This is a genomic window from Flavobacterium caeni (assembly GCF_900101895.1).
Taxonomy (GTDB): domain Bacteria; phylum Bacteroidota; class Bacteroidia; order Flavobacteriales; family Flavobacteriaceae; genus Flavobacterium; species Flavobacterium caeni.
This window is the reverse complement of record NZ_FMVF01000003.1, coordinates 362,012-385,947: the sequence shown is the minus strand read 5'-3', so window position 1 is coordinate 385,947 and position 23,936 is coordinate 362,012. Positions and strand designations below refer to the sequence as shown.

Sequence of the window (23,936 nt, the reverse complement as noted above, 5' to 3'; positions counted from 1 at the left end):
GGAATTTTGGATTATATTTGACGAGCCTCAGGAAGGCCCACAAAATTAAGCAATTTTAGCCAGCTGCGCGCGCCAACGCAATTATTTTTGGAACCGAACGAAACCACAGCCCCGCCAAAAAAGAAGCCGTCCCGCGGCCGAAAAATCAGGAATGTCCTGTTGTGGCTGCTGCTTTTTTTGATTTTGTTGCTGCTGGGTGTGGGCATCGCGCTCAGTTTGCCCTCGGTACAAACGCGCATCGCGACCTATGCGACCGACCGGCTTAACGAAGATTTCAAGACCGATATCCGTGTAGACCAAGTGGCCGTGACCATCTTTGGCGGGGTCAAGCTCAAAGGCGTCATGATACGTGACCACCACAAGGATACGCTTATTTTTGCCGACCGTATCAAGACCAACATCCTCGATCTCAAGCAAATGATCGACGGCGATTTGCTGTTCGGCACCATCCGTATGGACGGGCTGGTTTTCAACCTCAAGCAGTACAAAGGCGAGGAGGACACCAACCTCGATCGGTTTGTCGCGTTGTTCGATTCCGATGAACCGTCGTCGGGCAAAAAGTTTTTGATGAAAGCCGAGAAGGCCTATTTTACGCGTTCGCGCTTTATCATGCTCGACGAGAACCGCCCGAATCCGGTAGATCTTGATTTGCGGTACATCAATTCAGAAATCGCCAACTTCCAGATCCTTGGGCCCAACGTAAACATGGACATCAAGAAGATGGCCGCGCTCGACCACCGCGGGTTGTACGTGACCGATCTCAAGGCCAAGTTTGCCTACACCAAGCGCAACATCAGGCTCGAGAACCTCGATTTGCTCACCAAGGAATCGTTTGTCAAGGGGCAGGTGATCCTGAATTACAACCGCAAGGATTTCGCCGACTTCAACAACAAGGTGAAATTCGACATCCGTGTAGACGATGCGCTGCTGTCGAGCAACGACATCCGGCATTTTTACAAGGAATTGGGCAAGGACAAAAAATTCAAGCTGCGGTCGACCGTGACCGGAACGCTCAACGATTTGACGGCCACCAAGCTCAGGCTCGAAGACGACAAAGGGTCGCAAATCGTGGGCAACGTCAACTTCAAGAACTTGTTCGGCAAGGAAGACCAGGACCAGTTTTTTTACATGAACGGCGATTTTTCGCGCGTGTCGTCGAACTACGCCGATTTGACGTCGCTGTTGCCCAATGTGCTTGGCAAGAAACTGCCATCGTCGCTTTCCAAACTGGGCAATTTCAACCTTTCGGGGCGTGCCGAGATCACGGCCAAGACCATCGACACCGACTTCTTTTTGCGTACGGCGCTCGGTAACGTCAAGAGCGAGCTCACGATGACCGACATCGACAACATCGACAATGCGACCTATGTGGGTACGATCGTCATGGATAATTTCGACCTTGGCAATTTCCTCGAGCGTACCGATGTGGGCCGCGTGTCGCTCAACGTAGACGTAGACGGCAAGGGTTTTACCGAGCAATACCTCGATACGCGTTTCTCGGGCGACATCCACAAAATCCACTACCGCAATTACACCTACAGCCGTATCGTCGTAGACGGCAGCTTCAAGAAGCCGTTCTTCAAGGGCGAGGTGTATGTCAACGATCCGAACCTGTTCATGGATTTCGAGGGGCAGGTGAATTTCAGCAAAAAAGAATACGCCTACGACTTCCATACCAAGGTCGATTATGCCGATTTGAGCAAGCTGAAGTTCGTCAAGGATTCGGTATCGATTTTTAAAGGCGACGTGCAAATGAAGATCTCGGGCAATTCGCTCGACAATTTGCAGGGCGATGTGTTCATCAACGAAACGTCGTACCAGAATTCGAAAGACACCTATTATTTTGACGACTTTACGGTGCGTTCTTCGTTCGACGAAGGCCGTGTGCGCACCATTTCGATCAATTCGCCCGATATCATCGACGGCAAGATCGTGGGCAAGTTCGAGTTCGGTCAGTTGCAAAAAATGGTCGAGAATTCATTGGGCAGCCTGTATGCCAACTATTCGCCGAACAAGGTCAAGAAAGGGCAGTTCCTCAAATTCGATTTCAAGATTTACAACAAGATCGTCGAGATTTTTTATCCTGGCATCAACATCGGCAACAACACCAGTTTCAGGGGCAGCATCAACGCCGACAACAACGATTTCAAGCTCAATTTCCGCTCACCCAAGATCACGGCGTTCGAGAATGTGTTCGACAGTATCCGCATCGATCTGGACAACAAGAACCCGTTGTACAATGCCTATATCTCGCTCGACAGCATCAAGACCAAGCAGTACAAGATATCCGATTTTAGCCTCGTCAACGTCACAACCAAGGACACATTGTTCCTGCGTACGGAGTTCAAGGGCGGCGACAAGGCCGAGGATTTCTACAACCTGAACCTGTACCATACGATCGACAAGAGCAAACAGAGTGTCGTCGGGATCCAAAAATCGGAACTGCAATTCAAACAAAACCTGTGGTTCTTGAACGAACAAGACGCCGATGACAACAAAGTGGTGTTCGACAAATCGCTTCAGAATTTTGCGATCGACAATGTGGTATTGTCGCACGAGGGCCAGAAAATTGAACTCTCGGGCTTGCTCCAAAGCAAAAACAAAAAAGACCTCACGCTGCGGTTTACCGATGTCGAGCTCGACAAGCTGATGCCGTCGCTGGGCAAGTTTACGATGGCCGGGCACATGGACGGCGTGATCAATTTCAAGGAAAACAACGCGGTGTACCAGCCCACGGCCAAGGTCACCATCGAAAACCTGTATTTGAACGGCGTCGCATTGGGCGTCATGGATCTTACGATTGCGGGCGACGAAAAGCTGCGCAAGTTTTACGTAGATTCGAGTATCGAGAACCAAAACGTCGAATCGTTTACGGCCCAGGGCGAGGTCGAGATCGCCGACCAAAAGACCAACCTGGATTTGGATCTTAATTTCGAGGATTTCAACCTGGGCGTGCTCGGGTCGATTGGTGCCGGGGTTTTGTCGGACATCCGCGGGTTTGCGTCGGGACGCGCCAACATTGGTGGCAGCGCAAACGACTTGGCGGTGAACGGCCGCTTGTTCGTGCGCGACGCGGGCATGGGCATTCCGTACCTGAACACCGATTACGCGATCGAGCAGGGCGCGGTGGTCGATGTGACCGAGCGCCGCTTTTTGTTCCGCAACATCGAAATCGAAGACACCAAGTACAAGACCAAGGGCAATTTGTACGGGCACATCGAACACAATAATTTTGGCGATTGGAAGCTCGATTTGAACATCGACACCGATCGTTTGCTCGCGCTTGATACCGAAGACAGCGAGGACGCAGCCTATTTCGGGACGGCGTTCATGAATGGCACGGCATTGGTCAAAGGCCCTGTGGATGCGTTGTTCATTAAGGTGGTGGCCGAGTCCGAAAAAGGCACGCACATCAAGATCCCGATCAACGACGCCGAAGGAACGGCCGAAAGCAACTACATCCATTTCATCACCGCGCAGGAGAAATACAACCTCAAAAAAGGCATCGTGCAAAAACGCGACTACAACGGGCTAGAGCTCGAATTTGATTTCGACATCACGCCCGACGCCGATATCGAGGTGATCCTCGACCGCAATTCGGGGCACGGTATGAAGGGCAAGGGATTCGGGTCGTTGTTGTTCAAGATCAATACATTGGGCGACTTTAACATGTGGGGCGATTTCCAGGCCTACGAAGGAACGTACAATTTTAGGTATGGCGGGCTCATCAACAAAAAATTTGACGTCAAGAAAGGCGGCTCGATCACTTGGGAAGGCGATCCGATGCGCGCCGTGCTGAACCTCGAAGCGGTTTACCGCACCACGGCCAATCCGGCGGTATTGCTCGAGAATCCATCGTTCAACAGAAAAGTGCCTACCGAAGTGGTCATCGGTCTCAAAGGCAACCTGAGCAGTCCAGAGCCCAATTTCGACATCAATTTCCCGACAGTTTCCTCGGTGCTCAAATCTGAAATACAGACCAAGCTCGACGACAAGGACATCCGCCAGAAGCAGGCGCTGGTGCTGCTTTCTACGGGTGGATTCCTGAGCCCCGAAGGCGTCAACCAGTCGTCGATCACCAACAACCTGTACGAGAAGTTCAGCGACATTTTTGGCGATGTGTTCAGCGACCAGGACGACAAGATCAAGATTGGCGTAGACGTGGTGGCCGCCGACCGTACCCCGGGCGCCGAAGCCGACGGCAGGGTAGGTGTGACCGTATCAACCAAGGTGTCCGAGCGCATCACGATCAACGGCAAACTGGGCGTTCCCGTGGGCGGGATCAACGAATCGGCGGTGGTGGGCGACGTAGAGATCCAGTACCGGGTCAACGAAGACGGGACAATGAACCTGCGCGTGTTCAACCGCGAGAACGACATCAACTACATCGGCGAGGGCATCGGCTATACGCAGGGCATCGGTATCAATTACGAGGTAGACTTCAACACGTTCTCGCAGCTCATCAGCAAGTTGTTCAAGGGCCAGAAGATCGAAATCGAAAGCAAGCCTACGCTGCTTGTACCCGATTCCGAAATCCCTAATTACATCGACTTCCAGACCGAAACGCCTAAGGAAAAAGAGGAGCAAAAGGGCGACCTTAAGAAAGACGAGGAAGCCGTGCCCGAAGAAGATTGATTACCGCGAAGAAATTTACCCCAAGAATTTTACCGCAAAGAAAGCAAAGGTTTCGCAAAGAGCGCAAAGCTTGTCAGCGCTGCGAAAAACTCCGCATTCTCTGCGATAAATCAACCGCGAAAGAAAGAAGATCAAGCAAATATCGTAGATTTAACCACAAAGCACACAGAGGTTTCGCAAAGTGCGCTAAGTTAAAATCTTTGTATGCGTTGCGGAAACATTTGGTACACTGGGTTTCAAATAACCGTAAAGAAGAAGAGGAAGGCAAAGATCATCAAGTTATCCTTTGCGAAAACGCAGCGCACTTTGCGGTAAAAAAATCAACCGCAAAACAAATAACCTCACGCAAATGTCCAGTCAAAACCTTTGCAAACTTTGCGAAAAACACTGCGGACTTTGCGGTTAAAAATCAACAGCAAAACAAATAAGCTCGCGCAAATGGCTAGTCAAAACCGTTGCGTACTTGCGAAAAACGCAGCGCACTTTGCGGTTAAAATGGTCGCCGTTGCGCTAAAAGTTACCAAATAAATACAAGAAAAAAACAAACTTTTCAACGAAAACGATTGAATTTGTCTTATTTTGCCAAACTATTAAAAACCATACGCTTTAAATCGACGGTGTTTGCTAAATTTACATTTTTAATTGTAAATAAATGTCAAAAACGATAAAAAAGATTGGTGTGCTGACCTCGGGTGGAGACTCGCCGGGAATGAACGCCGCCATCCGCTCGGTCGTTAGGACGTGTGCGTACCACAACCTCGAATGTATCGGTATTTACCGCGGTTACCAAGGTATGATCGAAGGCGATTTCAAGGAGATGGGACCACGCAGCGTCAACAACATCGTCAACAAGGGCGGAACGATCCTCAAAAGCGCCCGTTCCAAAGATTTCATGACACCCGAAGGCCGTAAGAAAGCCCACGACCACTTGGTCAAGGCAGGCGTAGAGGCGCTGGTGGTCATTGGCGGCGACGGAACTTTTACCGGTGCCGAAGTCTTCAACAAAGACTACGGATTCCCTGTCATGGGCATCCCGGGCACCATCGACAACGATATTTTCGGGACGAGCCACACGCTTGGCTACGATACCGCACTCAACACCGTGGTAGACGTGATCGACAAGATCCGCGACACCGCTTCTTCGCACAACCGACTGTTTTTTGTAGAGGTGATGGGTCGCGACGCCGGACACATCGCGCTCAACGCGGGCATTGGTGCAGGCGCCGAGGAAATCCTGATCCCCGAAGAAGATTTGGGCTTGGAGCGTTTGCTCGACTCGCTCAAAAAATCGAAGGCCTCGGGCAAATCATCGAGCATTGTGGTGATCGCCGAGGGCGACAAGATCGGCAAGAACGTATTCGAACTCAAGGATTATGTAGAAACCCACATGCCCGAGTACGACGTTCGCGTTTCGGTGCTGGGCCATATGCAACGCGGCGGCGCGCCTTCGTGCTTTGACCGTGTGCTGGCCAGCCGTTTGGGCGTCAAGGCGGTAGAATCGATCCTCGAAGGCAAATCGAACTACATGGTCGGGATTCTGGGCGACAAGATCACGCTCACGCCGCTGGAACAAGCCATCAAAGGTCATTCTGAGATCGACCGGGAATTGCTGCGCGTTTCGGACATCATGACCACGTAATATTATTTATTGTTATTATTTATTTTTTATCTGCGGACGACCAATAAACAATAACAATAAAAAATAAACAATAAAATATTAACTCGAAATAGGACCATGATCGTGAGGCATTTCATCTCCCATTTCATTTTCCAAAAACAAAAACAATGTCAAAAGTAAAATTAGGAATCAACGGTTTCGGTAGAATCGGACGCATCGTGTTTCGCGAAACCTTTAACAGGGACAACGTAGAAGTAGTCGCCATCAACGACTTGCTCGACGTAGAACACCTCGCATACCTCTTGAAATACGACTCGGTTCACGGTCGTTTCAACGGGACGGTAGAAGTCAAAGAAGGCAAATTGTATGTCAACAACCGCCACATCCGCACCACAGCCGAAAAAGACCCGGCCACGCTCAAATGGGACGAAGTAGGGGTAGACGTCGTAGCCGAATGTACAGGCATCTTCACCACACTCGAAACCGCCAATGCACACCTTAAAGGCGGCGCGAAAAAAGTCATCATTTCGGCGCCATCGGCCGATGCACCTATGTTTGTCATGGGCGTCAACCACACCGAGGTCAAGCCAACCGACACCGTCATTTCGAACGCGTCTTGTACAACCAACTGCTTGGCCCCGCTGGCCAAAGTCATCCACGACAATTTTGGTATCGTAGAAGGACTCATGACCACCGTTCACGCCACCACCTCTACGCAAATGACCGCCGACGGCCCGTCGCGCAAAGACTGGCGTGGCGGACGCGCAGCCAGCGTGAACATCATCCCGTCGTCTACCGGTGCGGCCAAAGCCGTAGGAAAAGTAATCCCGTCGTTGAACGGAAAACTCACAGGAATGTCGTTTCGCGTACCAACCGTAGACGTTTCTGTGGTCGATTTGACCGTCAAATTGCAAAAAGAAACCACTTACGAAGAAATCATGGCGGTCTTGAAAAAAGCTTCAGAGACCGACTACAAAAACATCCTCGGATTTACCGAAGACGACGTGGTTTCGCAAGATTTCGTAGGCGATGTACGCACGTCTGTCGTAGACGCCAAGGCTGGAATCGGGCTCAATTCGACGTTTTTCAAGCTCGTTTCTTGGTACGACAACGAGTACGGCTATTCAAGCAAATTGATCGATTTGGCCGTGCATACCGCAGGTTTAAAGTAATATCGTTAAAAATCCCGTCAGGCATTTGGCGGGATTTTTATTTTTTATATTTGACGGCACCTGGTTTTTTCGGGTGTTTTGTTAGGAGCAATTTCCCGCTGTCCGCTATATCTTTTTCGCGCTAAAGAAGCGCAAAAAAGGATGCCGCTTCCATCGGGGCTAGGGCATCCGGTAACCCCAACGTATCCGGCAAACTAATTCAACCAAACTCAAACCAAATGAAATTACTCGTAGACAGCGGATCCACCAAGGCAGACTGGATTTCGATCGACGACAACGGCAAAGTGCTGTTCACCACCCAATCGCTCGGGCTCAACCCCGAAGTGTTGGGCAAAGACGAGGTCGTCACGCGCCTCAACGACAAATTCGACATCTCGCACAACAAAAAAAGCGTCACGCACCTGTATTTTTACGGCGCGGGCTGCGGCACCGAACGCATGCGCAACTTTTTGAGCAGCATCTTCCAGGAATACTTCCCGAATGCGGTCATCAGCGTGCACGAAGACACCTATGCGGCCGTTTACGCGACCACGCCACGCGGCGAGCAGGCCATCGTCGCCATTTTGGGCACGGGGTCGAACTGCAGCTATTTTGACGGCGCGGTATTGCACCAAAAAGTAGATTCGCTGGGCTACATTGCCATGGACGATTGCAGCGGGAACCAATTCGGGCGCCATTTGATTCGCGGGTATTACTTTAACAAAATGCCAAAGGACTTGGCCGCGGCGTTCGAGAAAGAATACAACCTCGAAGCCGATTTCATCAAACACAATCTGTACAAGGAACCCAACCCGAATGCCTACCTGGCCACGTTCGCCAAGTTCCTGATCCAGCACAAGGACAACGATTTCTGCAAAAAGATCATCCTGGCCTGTATGGAAGATTTTGTCGAGTTGTACATCAAACAGTACGACAACTACAAAGAAGTCCCGGTACATTTTATCGGTTCGATCGCGTTTTATTTGCGCGAAGAACTCGAAAAAGTGCTCAAGTCGCACGGCATTAAGTTAGGCAACGTTTTGCGTAGACCGATTGATGGGTTGATTCAGTATCATTCGATTAATAAATAGTTAGTTTTTTGATATTTTGAAGGTTCAGCTGGCGCTGAACCTTTTTTATTTCGCCTGCGGCGGGCCTACTTTTGTCTGGCAACAAAAGTAGCAAAAATGCCTGGCGCGCGGTCGTTCGGCGACCTGCTGACTTTCGCTGGCTAAAACAAATTAACTCGGCTGCGCCTCAAACAGAATTTGTTTCTTAACGCCAGCTTCAAGCCGCAGGTGCCCGCCTGCCACGACCAAAGCGCGCAGCCTCACGAAGAAAGTTTATCGAAAATAGAAAATTCGTTTTTCGCTTTGGGCGTTCGTCCAACGCGCTGGGAAGATCGTCGTGGCCGAAAGATTTTTCCCCGCGAGGACGTTTTACGACGAACGTCCTAAGCGAAACGATTCGTTCAACTTTGTACGAACGTTCCTCGTGCGGATTTTTGGCGCCGCGGGCAAGCCAAAAATAAAATAGACACTTTCCTTGGGCGCCAGCGGCCATCAAATTATAAACATTTGAAATTAAAAGGAGGAAGCCCAGTGGGCTTCAGGTACGTAGAGCTGAGTTGTTTGCGACCAGCAAAACAACGAACGGTTAGCGGTTTGGAACGAAAACCGAGGTAGTTTTTGAGTTTAGGATTTGCGGGCCTTGAATTTTTGTTTCTTTTGTTTCAAGACAAACCGAGCTCGCGAGGTTCAGCGAACACCAAACCAAATATTATTTTGGTGAGCTAAAAGAAAGCCTGCGGCAGCATAGCCCCGATTGCAACGGAAATCCTTTTTAACTTTGCAAAAGTTTAAAAAGATTGCAGTGTAAAGCGGGACCCGAGGCCGAAGGCCGAACTGGCGAAGCAAACAGCTCCAAAAAACTACTTCATCGCAACCATCGAAATCTCCACATTCACGCCCTTCGGCAACCCCGCCACCGCTACTGTTTCACGGGCAGGCGCGTTTTTTTCGTCGAAATAGCTGCCGTAGACTTCGTTGACCTGGCCAAAATCGTCCATGGATGTCAGGAAAATGGTGGTCTTGACCACGTTCTCGAAAGTCATTCCCGCGGCGGCCAATACGGCCGAAAGGTTTTTCATGACCAACTCTGTTTGTACAGGGATGCTGTCGAGCACCAATTGGCTGGTGGCCGGATCGATCGCGATTTGGCCCGAAGTGTACAGCGTGTTACCAAAAAGTACGGCCTGGTTGTAGGGGCCGATTGGGCTCGGCGCTTTATCGGTGTAGATGATTTGTTTCATGTCGGTTGTTGAATAAGGCGAAATTTACGAATAAACCGCAAATAAAAAATACAATAAACAATAAAGAATCAACGGAGTACGCGGTCTGGAACGGTGCGTTTTTCCCACTTGATGTCGCTGAGTACGCCCGATTTGATCCCGATGAAGAACGTCCAATAAGCGTTGTCGCCAAACGGTGTCCAGTTAAAATCCATACGCCACGAGAGCAAGTCGCGTTCGAAACGCAGCTGGGTAAACGTAACGCCTTTTTGGACAAAGTCGTAACCCGTCGAGACGCCCACTTTCCAGCGCGGGGTGAGATCGGTATTGGCCGAGACCATGAGCGAGTTGCCCGTAATCGACTTTTCACGGCGCGTGTTGGTGTAGGTGAGTTGGTAGGCAAAGGTCATGTCCCAAGGCAACTCGGCGTTGAAAAAGCCCGGAAATTCGGCTTCTTCCTCGTCGTCTCCGAATTGGCTCTGGCGCCTATCGCTAAAGTCGGTGTTGGTCCCGAACAAATCGTCGTCGCGTCCGCCATTGCGCTGTCCTTGCTTGTTTTCGTTCTTTTTGCTGTCGTTGTCGCGGCTCGAGAGCGAGTAGTTGATGGTCATGTTGGCGCTGGTCAACCTGAACAAACTGCCGCCATTGTCGATGTTCCATTTTTCGATCGTACGGCCCGCATTGTCCAGCGCATACGGGTTGAGCGTTGCCCCAAAGTTGATGTTCATCTTGTCTTTGAACAAATTGGTTCCGCCGCTCACGCGCAACGGCGCCCATCGCAACGAGTCGGCCGAGATGTTGTAGCTCGTCGAAAGGTTGAAGTTGTTGAGCAGCATGACTTTTTTGGGCTCGGTCTTGGTGCTGTCGCGGTCCGTGACCTTGGCCTCGAACGTGTTGCTCAGGCTGAACCCGACACTGCTCGAATTGACCTTGCCCGGCGCACCAAAAATACCGCCTTCGAAACGCGTGTATTCGCGCAGATCCATTCGTCCGCTGGCATCGGTGGCATAGGTGTCGTAGTATTTCTCGAAACTGGGCGTGTAGCTGTAGGATACATTCGGACGCATTACGTGGCGGATGGCCTGTATCTTTTTCGTGTCGCCGAATTTAAACGTACCGTAAATGGTCGTTCCCAAACTCGACGAGAAATTGTAGGTGCGGAACGCGTCGAATCCGCTGACTTCCATAGTGGTGTCGCGTGCCGTGGTCGTGTTGTAGGACTTTCGGATGGTCTTGAGGTACCAAACCTCGTTGTAGTTTACCGATGCCGTCGCGCTGAAATACTTGAAAATCTTAAAGTTGGTCGACAACGGGATCGAGTGTTGCATGCCCGTTTGCGCATCCTTGAACATCTCTGATTTGAAAAACAAAGAATCGGTCGTGGCAAATCTATTCTCGCCGCGCAGGCTGTATTGCAGGTTGATGTTCTTGAAAAAGCCTTTCTTGGCACCATCCTTTGGCGCAAAAGGGTAGATGCGGTCTACGGTGAACTGTAGCGTCGGCAAGGTCATGTTGATGGCCTCGGTGTTGGTGTTTTGCGAATGGGTCGCGGCCAACGACAAATTCATGACTGGCTCGGTGTTGAACGTCTTGGAATATGAAATCGAGGAACTCAAGGTGTTGTTGAGTTGCGATCCCACATTGACTTGGTTGATCGATTGCTGGAAGTATTTCGAGCTACCCAAGTTGACCGATGCCGAGAAACGCGAATTCGGGTTCGACTTGGCATCCTGCGAGTGCGACCATTGGATGTTGTAGATCTTGGTCTTCGAATAATCGGGCAGGCCGCGTTCGCTGTTGATCTGGTTCTCGAAACGCACGTTGAAATTACCCCTGAACTTGTACCGCCACGCATAGTTGGTCTCGAACCGCAACGCATAGCTGCCGTTGGTATAATAGTCGCCAAGCACCGCCAGATCGTAGTGGTCGCTGAGCGAAAAGTAATAACCGCCGTTTTGCAGGAAGTAGCCGCGCGCGTTGGTGTCGCCAAAGGTCGGGATGATGAGCCCCGATTGGTTCTCGGTGGTCATCGGGAAAAACGCAAACGGCAAAGCGATGGGCGTGGGCACGTCGGCGATGACCATGTTGGTGAGTCCCGTCACGACTTTCTTTTTCGGGACATACTTGATCTTGTTCGTATAGAAATAATACTCGGGATCTTCGATGTCCTTGGCCGTCGTAAAGCGCGCACCTTTGAGGAAATACACCGAATCGTTGATGCGTTTGGAGATTTCGGCCTTGACCTTGAATTCGCCCTGGTCGGTACGCGAATTCCAGATCAGCGCTTTTTTGGTCTTGTAGTTGAACCGTATCGAATCGGGCTCGACCACATTCGAACCTTGCTTGAAAACGGGGTATTGCGTGAGCGTTCCGGTAGAATCCTTGATGCGCCCGGCATAGACTTCGTTCTTTTCGTAATTGAAAACGATAAGCCCCGATTTCAATTCTATGTCCTGGTAATACAATTCGGCCTTGTCATACAGTGTTATGAGTTTTTGCTTTTGGTCGAGCTTGGCGTATTTCTCGGCCTTGTAGCGGATCTTGCTCTCGAGGACGGCCTTTTTTTGCTTGATGCTGTCGGTGGGGATGGTATCGGCCAATTGGGTTTGCGCTTCCTTGAGGCTGATGGCGATGCTATCTGTTTGGGTCTTAGGCGCTACCGGATCGGGCTGTTTCTTGGTGTCCTGTGCATGGGTTTTACCAACGGCCATTGTTAGGAAGAATGCTGATAAAACGATATGAAATAAGTTTGTACGCAAAGGATTTAGTGCTACTTTTGTAAAAATATGGCCCATTTTTGACGCGCCAAACTTACGCATAAATTTCCGTCAAAAATAAACATTTATACATTTTAAACCCACAGGGTTTGGATTAAAATTAACTTTAACTGTCGATATGATTAACCTCCGTAAAATCAAGTGTTTGCTGCTGTTGGCCACACTTACGGTCGCCTTTTCTTCCCATAGCCAACCCGGTTCCAAATTCAAAGTCGCGCTCGATGCCGGGCACGGCGCACACGATTTTGGGGCCACTTACCATGGCCACATCGAAAAGAACATCGCCTTGGCCGTTGTGCTCAAGGTGGGCAAGATACTCGAGAAAAACCCGAACATCGATGTCATTTATACACGCAAGACCGATGTGTTCATCGACTTGGTCGAGCGCGCCAACATTGCCAACCGCGCCGACGCCAATATCTTTGTGTCGATCCACTGTAATGCCAACAAGAATACGGCTGCCGATGGATGCGAAACCTATGTGATGGGTCTCAACAAAAACGCGTCCAACCTGGCCGTGGCCAAGGCCGAGAACGCCGTTATTACGCTCGAGAAAGACTACAAGCAAAAATACGAGGGCTTCGATCCGAGCAATCCGGGCTCCATGCTCGGCGTAACGTTGATGCAGGAAGAATACCTCGAAAACTCGATTGCGCTCGCGAGCAAGATCCAGGACCGTTTTGTAGACGACAACGGGCGCAAGAACCGCGGTGTAAAACAAGCGCCGTTCATGGTCTTGCACAAAGCCTACATGCCGCGCGTGTTGATCGAAATGGGATTCATCTCGAACCATGCCGAAGGCGCGTACCTCGATTCAGAGGACGGTCAGGACGAAATGGCCAAAGCCATCGCCAACGCCATCACGAGCTACAAAAAAGAGTATTACGGCAACGCCGAGAACGAACCGGGCGAAGACAAACCATCCAAAAAAGTCAAGCCGACACCGGTAGATCCCGAACCCGAAACCCAGCCGGTCGCCCAAAAACCGAGCGAAAGGGTAGAACCCAAGGAAGAACCTGCGGGCGGGACCATCTTTAAGGTGCAAATCGCGGCCGTCGGACGCAAGATCGACACCACGCCGTCTAACTTCAAGGGTTTGAGCGGCGTATCGGTCATGACCGACAACGGGACGTTGTACAAATACACCTATGGCAGCACACCTGATTACGAGACGGCCAAACGCAATCTGGAAGAAGCCAAGGCCAAGGGATATACCGGTGCTTACCTGATTGCCTTTCGCGACGGGAAAAAAATCAGTATTCAGGAGGCGCTGAAGTAAACGCCAACCGAATAAAAGTCTTATTTTTGCTAAAAACGATATTTTGAAAATCAGCAGAGAAATCAAAACCGCCATACTGGTCATTTCGTCGATACTGTTGTTCATTTGGGGCTACAGTTTCCTAAAAGGGCGCGACCTGCTCAGCAACTACCGCACTTTTTACGTTCATTACGATAATGTCGAAGGGCTTTCGGCTTCGGCCGCCGTGACAATCAACGGATTGGTCGTGGGCAAGGTCGAGAAGATCGAATTCATGGACAAATTGGGCAAGCTGCAGGTCGAGATGCAAATCAAGTCGGATTTTCCGATCTCCAAGTCGAGCGTCGCGGCGCTTTACGAACCGGGGCTTATCGCGGGCAAGCAAATCCAGATCATCCCGAATTACGAAGACCAAACGCCGGCCCAATCGGGTGACGTGCTGCCGGGCAAAGTCATTCCGGGCCTCACGGCGCTGGTGGGCGAAAAACTCGAGCCGTTGCAGCAGGATTTGGACAAGGTTTTGAAAAATGCCGACCAATTGCTCGGTAACGTCAACGAAGTGCTCGACAAGGAATCGAAGGCGAACTTGCGCAAGGCCATCGCAGAACTGCGCATCACGATGGAAGAATTCCACAAGGCTTCGGGCAGTTTGAACGGCATCCTCGACGAGAACAAGCAAAAGATCGACGGCATCGTGACCAATTTCAACAAAGTGTCGAAGGATTTTTCGTCGATTTCAGATTCGCTCAACAAAGCCGATTTGGGCAAGACGGCCAAGAAATTGCAGGCCACGCTCGACAACGTCGACAAAATCATCGCGGGCATCGAATCAGGCAACGGCACGATGGGCAAGCTCATGAAAGACGACAAACTGTACAAGGAACTCGCCGCGGCGTCGAACGAACTCGAACTGTTGTTGCAGGACGTACGCCTGAACCCGACGCGTTATGTGAACATTTCGGTGTTCGGCAAAAAGAACAAGCCTTATGTGGCGCCGATAAACGACACGATTAAACCATAAAACAAAAGGCTTATGGCTTATTTGGACAATATTTTCTTTGTGATCCTGCTTGCGCTCGGCGGCGGGTATTTTGCGATGAACGTCAAGAAACTCATCCGCAACATCAAGCTTGGGCGCGACATAAACCGTACCGACAATCCGTCGGCGCGTTGGCACAACATGGCGCTCATTGCGCTCGGGCAATCCAAGATGGTGCGCCGTCCCGTTGCGGGCATCCTGCATATTTTTGTGTATGTCGGGTTTGTGATCATCAACATCGAAGTGCTCGAAATAGTCATCGACGGTATTTTTGGTACGCACCGCGTATTTTCGTTCCTTGGTGGATTTTACAGCTTTTTGATCGGTTCGTTCGAGATCCTGGCTTTGCTCGTCATCGTAGCCGTCGTTACATTTTTAATTCGACGCAACATCGTCAAGCTCAAGCGTTTTATCCATTCCGATTTGAAGGGTTGGCCAAAGAGCGATGCCAACTACATTTTGTACATCGAGACGGTTTTGATGGTATTTTTCCTGGTGATGAACGCCGCCGATTACCACTTGCAATTGCTCGGTTTTGGCGATTACCACCATGCGGGCGCTTTTCCGATTTCGCAGTTCATCCAACCGATCTTTAACGGCATGGATTCGGGCGTGGTCATGATGATAGAACGCGCGGTTTGGTGGATGCACATCATCGGGATTTTGTTCTTCTTGAATTACCTGTATTATTCGAAACACCTGCACATTTTATTGGCTTTCCCGAACACCTGGTACGCAGATTTGAATCCGAAAGGCCAATTCGACAACCTCGAATCGGTGACCAACGAAGTAAAATTGATGATGGACCCGAATGCCGATCCATTCGCCGCAGCGCCGCCTGCCGATGAAAATGCCGTACCGCAAAAATTCGGCGCGCAGGACGTACAGGATTTGAATTGGGTACAACTCATGAACGCGTACACCTGTACCGAGTGCGGGCGCTGTACGTCATCGTGTCCGGCCAACATCACGGGCAAAAAGCTCTCGCCGCGCAAGATCATGATGGACACGCGCGACCGATTGGAAGAAGTCGGACGCAACATCGACGCGAACAAAGGTGTGTTCGTGCCAGACAATAAAACTTTACTGAACGATTACATTACGCCTGAAGAATTGTGGGCGTGTACGTCTTGCAACGCATGCGTCGAAGAATGCCCGGTCAACATCAGTCCGTTATCCATCATCATAGACATGAGGCGCTATCTCGTGATGGAACAAAGCGCGGCACCGATGTCATTGAACGCGATGATGACCAATGTGGAGAACAACGGCGCGCCTTGGCAATACAGCCAACAAGACCGATTGAATTGGAAGAATGAGAACTAATAAAAAATAACAATAAATAATAATCAATCCATAGGAAATACTCTTATAAGTGAGGTTAAGGGGTTTTTGATCGGACATTAAAAACCAAGAAAATGAAAACAGAAGAAATCGAAGACAACTTACAAGAGACAACCGAAAACGGCAAAAAGATCAGCCCGATCTTGCCCGAAGGCATCAAGAATTACCTGATCGACATCGACGGCACGATTTGCGACGACATCCCGAACGAAGAGCCCGAAAGGATGCTTACCGCAGAATTGTACCCCGATGCGCTCGCGACCTTGAACAAATGGTACGACGAAGGACACATCATCTTTTTCTTTACCTCAAGGACCGAAGCGCACCGCGAATACACCGAAATATGGCTCAAGAAGCACGGCTTTAAATACCACGGGATGGTCATGGGCAAACCGCGCGGCGGCAACTACCATTGGATCGACAACCACTTGGTCAAGGCCACGCGTTACCGCGGCAAGTTTACCGATTTGGTCGAGAAGGAAGTGACCATTCAGGTGTTCGACGACGGAAAACACGAATAGTATTGTTTGTGGATTTGTAAATTTGGTAATTCGGTTATTCGGAGACATCAAATCGACGAATCCACAGATTAACATATAGACAATGGAAAATTTGACAGTGCCGACCATGGCCGAAATGCTCGCCACAGGCCAACAACCCGAAGTATTGTTCTGGGTGGGTTGTGCCGGCAGTTTCGACGACCGCGCCAAGAAAATCACCAAGGCGTTCGTACGGATTTTAAACCGTGCGGGCGTTTCGTTTGCCGTACTCGGTACCGAGGAAAGCTGTACGGGCGATCCGGCCAAAAGGGCAGGGAACGAGTTCCTGTTCCAGATGCAGGCCATGATGAACATCGAGGTATTGAACGCCTACGAAGCGAAAAAGATCGTGACGGCGTGTCCGCATTGTTTCAATACACTCAAGAACGAATATCCGCAATTGGGCGGCCAATATGAGGTCATCCACCACACGCAATTTTTGAAATCGCTGTTGGACGAAGGCCGATTGACGATTGAAGGCGGACAATTCAAAGGCAAGAAAATCACGTTCCACGATCCGTGTTACCTCGGTCGCGCGAACAACATCTATGAAGCACCGCGCGATTTGATCGAAAAACTCGATGCCGAACTCGTCGAAATGAAACGTTCGAAAGCCAACGGACTCTGTTGCGGCGCAGGCGGCGCGCAAATGTTCAAGGACGCCGAACCCGGTAACAAGGAAGTCAACATCGAACGTACCGAAGACGCGCTCGAAACCCAGCCGCAAATCATCGCGGCGGCGTGTCCGTTCTGCAATACAATGATGACCGACGGCGTCAAGGCCAAGGAACGCGAAGCCGATGTTAAGGTGATGGATGTGGCGGAGTTGATTGCCAACGCGCAAGACTTGTAGGTTGAAGTTCCAAATTCCAAATCCCAAATCCCAAATTCCAAATTCCAAAATCCAAACTTTGACGGATTGCAGAATCAATAAAAAATAACAATAAAGAATAAAAAATAAATGTACGTCCCGTTTGAAAATTTACCGCCCGAATCGCGCATTTGGATCTACCAATCCAACCGCAAATTCACCGACGCGGAAATGAATGAAATTGAAGCCGATACCCGCGCGTTTATCGAGGATTGGTCGGCACACGGCACAGGGCTCGAAGCATCGTACCTGCTCAAATACAACAGGTTCATCGTTTTTGCGGTCAACCAGGACACGCAAAACGCCACGGGTTGCTCGATCGATGCTTCGGTGCGTTTCATCCAGTCGCTCGAACAAAAATACGGCGTCGATTTGCTCGACAAGATGAACGTCACGTTCAAGCTTGGCGAACACATCGCGCACAAGCCGCTCATCGAATTCAAGAAAATGGCCAAGGACAAAGCCGTTTCCGAAAATACCATCGTGTTCAACAACCTCGTCAATACGATAGAGGAGTGGCAGGACGGTTGGGAAGTTCCCGCCGCCGACAGCTGGCACAGCCGATTCTTTTGATCATGAAGCACTTCCGGTACCTATCGTTTTGCGCCCTGTTTGCGCTCGTCTTGGGTTGTGCGTCCAAGAAGATGAAGCCTGTGGTCGATTTGAAAAAGCAAGCCGACACGGTCGCGCAAACCGAACCCGAATTCGATATCTACCAACAGGTTTACGAATCCGAAGGCCAACGCAAGTGGGTAGACAGCGTCTACAACAAAATGACTTTCGACGAAAAGATTGGCCAATTGTTCATGGTGTCGGCCTATTCGAACAAGGATTCGGCGCACATCAAAAGCATCGACAGGCTGGTCGCCGACTACAAAGTGGGCGGGCTCATCTTCTTTCAGGGCGGGCCGGGACGACAGGCGCGCCTTACCAACCGTTACCAATCCAAGGCCAAGGTGCCGTTGTTCATTGCAATCGACGGCGAATGGGGATTGGCCATGCGGCTCGATTCGACCTACCGTTTCCCTTGGAACATGACCCTTGGCGCGATCAAGGACAAAAAACTCATCGAGCGTGTGGGTCGCCAAATGGGCAAACACTCCAGCCGTATGGGCATCCAGTTCAACTTTGGCCCCGTGCTCGACATCAACACCAATCCGATCAATCCCATCATCGGGTTCCGTTCGTTTGGCGAAACCAAGGAAAACGTATCCGAAAGCGCCCTGGCGATGATGAAAGGATTCCAATCGCAACACATCATCTCGACGGGCAAACACTTTCCGGGCCACGGCGATACCGAGGCCGATTCGCACTATTCGCTACCGCTGATTAACCATTCACGCGAAAGGCTTGAACAGGTAGAATTCGATCCGTACAAAAAGCTTATTGGGCATGGGCTCGAATCGGTGATGGTGGCGCATTTGAACGTGCCGTCGCTCGAAAGCAGGCCCAATTATCCGTCGTCTATTTCCTACGATATCGTGACCAACGTACTGCAAAAACATCTGCGTTTTCGCGGACTGGTGTTTACCGATGCGCTCAACATGAAGGCCGCGAGCAATTACTTGAAGCCGGGTGAAATCGATTTGGAAGCGTTCCTGGCCGGAAACGATATTTTGTTGTGTGCCGAAGACGTGCCGCGGGCGTATGAGAAAATTTGCGCCGCCATGCAAGATTCGACGATCACCGACAAACGGTTGGAGCTGTCGGTGCGCAAGATCCTCAAATACAAATACAAGGCAGGGCTCAACCGGTACCAGCCCATCAAGACCGCGAATCTTTTTGACGATTTGAACGCCACCGAAAACGACGCTTTGCAGTATGAACTGTACGAAAACGCGATCACAGTGCTCAAGAACGACAACGATTTGCTGCCGATCAAGGACCTGGAAACCGCCAAGATTGCCTATGTAAAATTGGGCGACGACACGAATTCGGCGTTTGTTTCGACGTTGAAAAAATATGCCGATGTGACCGAGGTATACCACGACAACCTCGACAGTTTGAACGTCAGGCTCAAGGATTACAACAAAGTCATCGTTGGGTTCCACAAATCAGACAAGGCCTGGAAGAGCCACGCTTTTGCCGACCAGGATTTGCAAAAACTGGCCAAGATCGCACAAGACCATGTGGTGATCCTCGACGCGTTCACCAAGCCGTATTCGCTGATGCAGGTGGCCGATTTTTCGACCATAGAAGCCGTCGTCCAATCGTACCAGAACAGTACTTTTGCGCAGGAAGTATCGGCCGAAATCATCTTTGGGGCCGTCGATGCCAAGGGCCAATTGCCCGTATCGATCGCGCCGCATTTCAAGGTAGGCGACGGGCTCACGACACAAAAACTCGACCGTTTGGGTTTTACCGCGCCCGAAAACGTAGGCATGAACGCTTATGTGCTCTCACAAATCGACGGTATCGCACAAAAGGCCATCGCCCAAAAGATGACGCCCGGTATTCAGGTGCTCGTGGCGCGCAGGGGCAAGGTGGTGTACCAGAAATCGTATGGTACGCACGATTACACCAACCCGACCAAGGTGGCCAATTCCGATTTGTACGACATTGCGTCGCTCACCAAAATCGTTTCGACCTTGCCGAACGTCATGCAACAGTACGACCGCAAAAAGGTGACGCTCGAAACCACGCTGGGCGAAATGTTGCCGTTGTTCAAGGATTCGGACAAGGCGCAGATCCATTTCAAGGAACTTTTGTCGCACTATGCGCGGTTGCAGGCTTGGATTCCGTTCTACGAATCGACGTTGGATGCCAGCAAAAAGCCGTCCGACAAGTACTACCGGAAAATTGCCGACAGCAGGTTCTCGCGCCAGGTGGCCGACAGTTTGTTCATCCGCAACGACTACCATGACACAATCATGAAGAAAATCATCGACAGCAAGCTGTTGCCCAAAAAAGAGTACAAATACTCCGATTTTACGTTCATCATCCTGCGCGATTACCTCGAAAAAGCCACAGGGCAGCCGCTCGATGTGCTTTCCGAAGCCAATTTCTTTAAGCCGATGGGGATGAACAACACGACCTATAATCCGCTTGCGAAATTCAACAGGTATGTGATTCCGCCTACCGAAATCGACACCTATTTCCGCTACCAGACCATCGACGGTTATGTGCACGATATGGCCGCGGCCATGGATGGCGGCATTGCAGGGCATGCGGGCGTGTTCTCGAACGCGATGGACGTGGCCAAGATGATGCAAATGTTCCTGCAAAAAGGCCATTATGGCGGCAAGCGTTATTTTTCGGCCGAGACGTTCGACGTGTTCAATACGTGCCACTATTGCGCCGAGGGCAACCGACGCGGGCTGGGGCTCGACAAACCGCAACTGCCCGGAACGGCTGGCCCAACCTGTGGTTGTGTGCCGATGACGAGCTTTGGACACACGGGTTTTACGGGCACGATTGCTTGGGCCGACCCCGAAAACGAATTGATTTATGTGTTTTTATCGAACCGCACCTATCCCGAATCGGGCGTGAATACTTTGAGTAAGGAGAACATCCGCGAGGACATCCAGAAGTTGATTTATTCGGCGATTTTGAAGTGACGACTCGCCCGCGTGAGCGATGGCAGCGGCATCCTTTTGCGGCCGTAGTGCAGCGAAGGCTGCAAAAGATATAGCGGACAGCGCGACGGCAGCCGAAAATCTTCCATCTTTACGAAAATCACAATCTGCCGGCACGCCATAAATAATAACAATAAGAAATAAAAAATAACCGCCGATAAATTGTTAATTTCGTAAGACAAAATCCCAATCATGAAAATTGCAATCGTTTGCTATCCTACTTTTGGCGGTAGTGGCGTGGTGGCTACCGAGCTCGGACTCGAACTCGCGCGCAAGGGCCACGAAGTTCACTTTATTACCTACAGCCAGCCCGTTCGACTCGCGGTTTTAGACCCGAACGTACACTACCACCAGGTCAACGTCCCGGAATATCCTTTGTTCCATTACCAGCCGTATGAACTCGCGCTGTCGAGCAAATTGGTCGATATGGTCAAGCTGTATAAAATCGAGTTGTTGCACGTGCATTATGCGATTCCGCACGCCTACGCGGGTTATATGGCCAAGCAAATGCTGCGCGACGAAGGCATCGACATCCCAATGGTGACCACGTTGCACGGCACCGACATCACGCTGGTGGGCAACCATCCGTTCTACAAACCCGCGGTGACTTTTTCGATCAACAAAAGCGATATTGTGACGTCGGTTTCGCAGAGTTTAAAGGACGATACGTTGCGTATGTTTAACATCACCAACGAGATTTATGTGATCCCGAATTTCATCGAACTCGACAAACAAGTCGACAAGAGCAAGACGCCGTGCTACCGTTCGCGCATTGCCAACGATCATGAACGCGTGCTGACACACATTTCGAACTTCCGTAAGGTCAAGCGCATCCCCGATGTGATCAAGGTGTTTCACCGTGTACAGCAGCAAATTCCGGCCAAATTGATGCTGGTAGGCGACGGGCCAGAAAAGGAGAAAGCCGAACTACTGTGTGCCGAGTTGGGGATACTCGACAAGGTGATTTTCTTTGGCAACAGCAACGAGATCGACCAAATATTGAGTTACAGCGATTTGTTTTTGCTGCCGTCGGAGTCCGAAAGTTTTGGGCTTGCCGCGCTCGAGGCCATGGCGATGGGCGTACCGGTAATCTCGACCAATTCGGGTGGTTTGCCCGAGGTGAATTTCGACGGGATCTCGGGTTATTTGAGCAATGTGGGCGATGTCGAACAGATGTCGGCCAATGCGCTTAAAATATTGTCGGACGATGTGACGTTACAACAATTCAAGGCAAACGCGCTCGAGACGGCCAAGAAATTCGACATCAAGAACATATTGCCGATGTATGAGGAGTTGTACCAGAAGGCGATTGGGGTGTATGCGTAAATGAAAAGTCGTAAAGTCGTAAAGTCATAAAGTCGTAAAGTCGTAAAGTCGTAAAGTCGAAGGACTGGAGAGATGACGATGAAAAATTGAAAATTAGGAATATGAGAAAAATGTTGGTTACATCGGTAGTTTTGGTTTTGGTTGCTTGTGGCGCCAAGGTCGACAAGGGGACGCGACCGCTTTATGAAGTGCTGACCCAGCAGGAGCAGGGTGGGGCGCAGGTGCGTTTTTTTGAGATCCTGACCGAGGAGAAAGAGATCAACATGTTGCTTGGCGACGAAAATCTCAAGGACAAAATCAAACCCGCCGACATCAACACTGCCAACTTCGTAATCCTTAATTTGGGCGAACAAACCTCGGGCGGGCATACCGTTGCGGTAGAAAAAGTCGAGGAGTTGCCCGACAAAATTGTGATCACCGTCAAGGAATCGCACCCAGGCCCCGGCGAAATGGCGACCAGCGTGATGAGTTATCCGTATGCGATCGTGCGGGTCAATTCCAAAAAACCGATCGAAATCAAGGACTAGTCTTGCCCAATACGATCGAGGCCACGATTTGGTGGTGGATCGCGGCATGCTCCATTTCGAACAAATCTTCTTCCTCGGTATAGTTGACGTCTTTGTAGCGGTACAATTTCCAACGTTTTTTGTTGTATTCGAGTGCGGTGAGGTTCTCGACCCAATCGCCCGAATTCAAATAGGTCGTAGCGCCGTTCTTGTTTGATTTTTCGACAATCTTGGGCTCGTGGATGTGCCCGCATACCACATAGTCGTATCTTTTTTCAATGGCCAGTTCGGTGGCCGTATCTTCGAAATCCGAAATGAATTTCACCGCTTTCTTGACGCTGGCCTTGATGCGCTTGGAAAAGGAATACGGCTCGCGGCCCAATTTGGTGAGCACCCAATTGACAAAACGGTTGGCGAGAATCAGGTAATCGTACCCGATGCCGCCCAGCTTGGCGATCCATTTCGAGTGTTGCACCGATACGTCGAATACGTCGCCGTGAAAGATCCAGGCTTTTTTGTCGTCGAGCTCGAGCACCAATTTGTCGGCGATGCAAAAATTCCCCATGCTCGTATCGCTGAATTTGCGCAACAATTCGTCGTGGTTGCCCGTGATGTAATGCACCTTGGTACCTTTGCTGGCCATCGAAATGATTTTTTGGATGACCTTCATGTGCGACTTCGGGAAATACGACTTGCGGAACTGCCAGATGTCGATGAAATCGCCGTTGAGCACGAGCGTCTTGGGTTTGATCGATGACAGATAGTTGTACAATTCCTTGGCGTGGCAGCCGAATGTCCCGAGATGCGTATCGGAAATGACGACCAGTTCTATTTTGCGTTTTTTCATGGCGTGACGTTTTGCTTCGCACAGTTCGGGCGTTGGCCTCGGGTTGCAAATGAAACGGTTATGTATGAAGTGGTTGCAAAGCGAAGGTTAAGTTTTGGTCGTAAAGTCGTAAAGTCGTAAAGTCTTAAAGTCATAAAGGCATAAAGGCAAGAAAAGCCCG

17 protein-coding genes are annotated in these 23,936 nt (G+C 50.4%); 14 read left to right on the top strand and 3 right to left on the bottom strand.

The annotated features are described in order from the left end of the window. The first annotated feature begins 87 nt into the window (after window positions 1-87). The 5 genes from BLP55_RS04010 to BLP55_RS03990 all read left to right on the top strand — a co-directional run bounded on the left by BLP55_RS04010 (window position 88) and on the right by BLP55_RS03990 (window position 8,495). Window positions 88-4,635: a translocation/assembly module TamB domain-containing protein gene (locus BLP55_RS04010; RefSeq protein WP_244503409.1), complete on the top strand. Its 4,548-nt coding sequence runs from the start codon at window positions 88-90 to the stop codon at window positions 4,633-4,635. Further along, the gene (locus tag BLP55_RS16775) at window positions 4,632-5,063 is read left to right on the top strand and encodes a hypothetical protein (protein ID WP_139149599.1); all 432 of its coding nucleotides are present in this window, start codon (window positions 4,632-4,634) and stop codon (window positions 5,061-5,063) included. The genes BLP55_RS04010 and BLP55_RS16775 overlap by 4 nt, the downstream gene beginning before the upstream one ends. A 224-nt stretch (window positions 5,064-5,287) precedes the next feature. After that, window positions 5,288-6,274, top strand: coding sequence for a 6-phosphofructokinase (gene pfkA, locus BLP55_RS04000; protein ID WP_091141030.1), 987 nt, complete (start codon window positions 5,288-5,290; stop codon window positions 6,272-6,274). A gap of 146 nt (window positions 6,275-6,420) precedes the next feature. Beyond that, a complete protein-coding gene (gap, locus tag BLP55_RS03995) occupies window positions 6,421-7,425 on the top strand; it encodes a type I glyceraldehyde-3-phosphate dehydrogenase (RefSeq protein ID WP_091141029.1) in 1,005 nt (334 codons plus the stop codon). Between the two features lie 218 nt (window positions 7,426-7,643). Then, on the top strand, window positions 7,644-8,495 hold the full coding sequence (locus tag BLP55_RS03990; RefSeq protein ID WP_091141028.1) for a BadF/BadG/BcrA/BcrD ATPase family protein: 852 nt from the start codon (window positions 7,644-7,646) through the stop codon (window positions 8,493-8,495). Window positions 8,496-9,334: 839 nt separating this feature from the next. Here the strand turns inward: BLP55_RS03990 and BLP55_RS03985 are convergent. Together BLP55_RS03985 and BLP55_RS03980 are read right to left on the bottom strand one after the other, a co-directional pair. Then, entirely contained in the window at window positions 9,335-9,715 is a 381-nt protein-coding gene (locus BLP55_RS03985; protein WP_091141027.1) for a RidA family protein, read from the bottom strand. Window positions 9,716-9,783: 68 nt separating this feature from the next. Then, the gene (locus tag BLP55_RS03980; protein WP_394331903.1) at window positions 9,784-12,405 is read right to left on the bottom strand and encodes a putative LPS assembly protein LptD; all 2,622 of its coding nucleotides are present in this window, start codon (window positions 12,403-12,405) and stop codon (window positions 9,784-9,786) included. Between the two features lie 184 nt (window positions 12,406-12,589). On the opposite strand from BLP55_RS03980, the gene BLP55_RS03975 reads away from it, so the two are divergent. The 9 genes from BLP55_RS03975 (at window position 12,590) to BLP55_RS03930 (ending at window position 22,950) form a co-directional block, all read left to right on the top strand. Beyond that, window positions 12,590-13,750, top strand: coding sequence for an N-acetylmuramoyl-L-alanine amidase (locus BLP55_RS03975; protein WP_091141025.1), 1,161 nt, complete (start codon window positions 12,590-12,592; stop codon window positions 13,748-13,750). Window positions 13,751-13,793: 43 nt separating this feature from the next. Beyond that, window positions 13,794-14,750: an MlaD family protein gene (locus BLP55_RS03970; RefSeq protein WP_091141024.1), complete on the top strand. Its 957-nt coding sequence runs from the start codon at window positions 13,794-13,796 to the stop codon at window positions 14,748-14,750. Between the two features lie 12 nt (window positions 14,751-14,762). Then, the gene (locus BLP55_RS03965; RefSeq protein WP_091141023.1) at window positions 14,763-16,094 is read left to right on the top strand and encodes a 4Fe-4S dicluster domain-containing protein; all 1,332 of its coding nucleotides are present in this window, start codon (window positions 14,763-14,765) and stop codon (window positions 16,092-16,094) included. Window positions 16,095-16,186: 92 nt separating this feature from the next. Next, complete coding sequence (locus BLP55_RS03960) at window positions 16,187-16,633, top strand: LNS2 domain-containing protein (RefSeq protein WP_091141022.1); 447 nt, start codon at window positions 16,187-16,189, stop codon at window positions 16,631-16,633. A gap of 82 nt (window positions 16,634-16,715) precedes the next feature. Further along, complete coding sequence (locus BLP55_RS03955; RefSeq protein ID WP_091141021.1) at window positions 16,716-17,504, top strand: (Fe-S)-binding protein; 789 nt, start codon at window positions 16,716-16,718, stop codon at window positions 17,502-17,504. Window positions 17,505-17,612: 108 nt separating this feature from the next. After that, window positions 17,613-18,095, top strand: coding sequence for an ABC transporter ATPase (locus BLP55_RS03950; protein WP_091141020.1), 483 nt, complete (start codon window positions 17,613-17,615; stop codon window positions 18,093-18,095). A 2-nt stretch (window positions 18,096-18,097) separates the two neighbouring features. Beyond that, window positions 18,098-21,079, top strand: coding sequence for a serine hydrolase domain-containing protein (locus tag BLP55_RS03945; protein WP_091141019.1), 2,982 nt, complete (start codon window positions 18,098-18,100; stop codon window positions 21,077-21,079). A 210-nt stretch (window positions 21,080-21,289) separates the two neighbouring features. Continuing rightward, window positions 21,290-22,423: an N-acetyl-alpha-D-glucosaminyl L-malate synthase BshA gene (gene bshA / locus BLP55_RS03935; protein WP_091141017.1), complete on the top strand. Its 1,134-nt coding sequence runs from the start codon at window positions 21,290-21,292 to the stop codon at window positions 22,421-22,423. Window positions 22,424-22,524: 101 nt separating this feature from the next. Then, window positions 22,525-22,950, top strand: a complete 426-nt coding sequence (locus tag BLP55_RS03930) for a protease complex subunit PrcB family protein (protein ID WP_091141016.1) — start codon at window positions 22,525-22,527, stop codon at window positions 22,948-22,950. On the opposite strand, the gene BLP55_RS03925 is transcribed toward BLP55_RS03930, so the two are convergent. After that, window positions 22,940-23,776, bottom strand: a complete 837-nt coding sequence (locus BLP55_RS03925; protein WP_091141015.1) for a UDP-2,3-diacylglucosamine diphosphatase — start codon at window positions 23,774-23,776, stop codon at window positions 22,940-22,942. The two genes, BLP55_RS03930 and BLP55_RS03925, sit on opposite strands and share 11 nt — an antisense overlap. Between the last annotated feature and the right edge of the window lie 160 nt (window positions 23,777-23,936).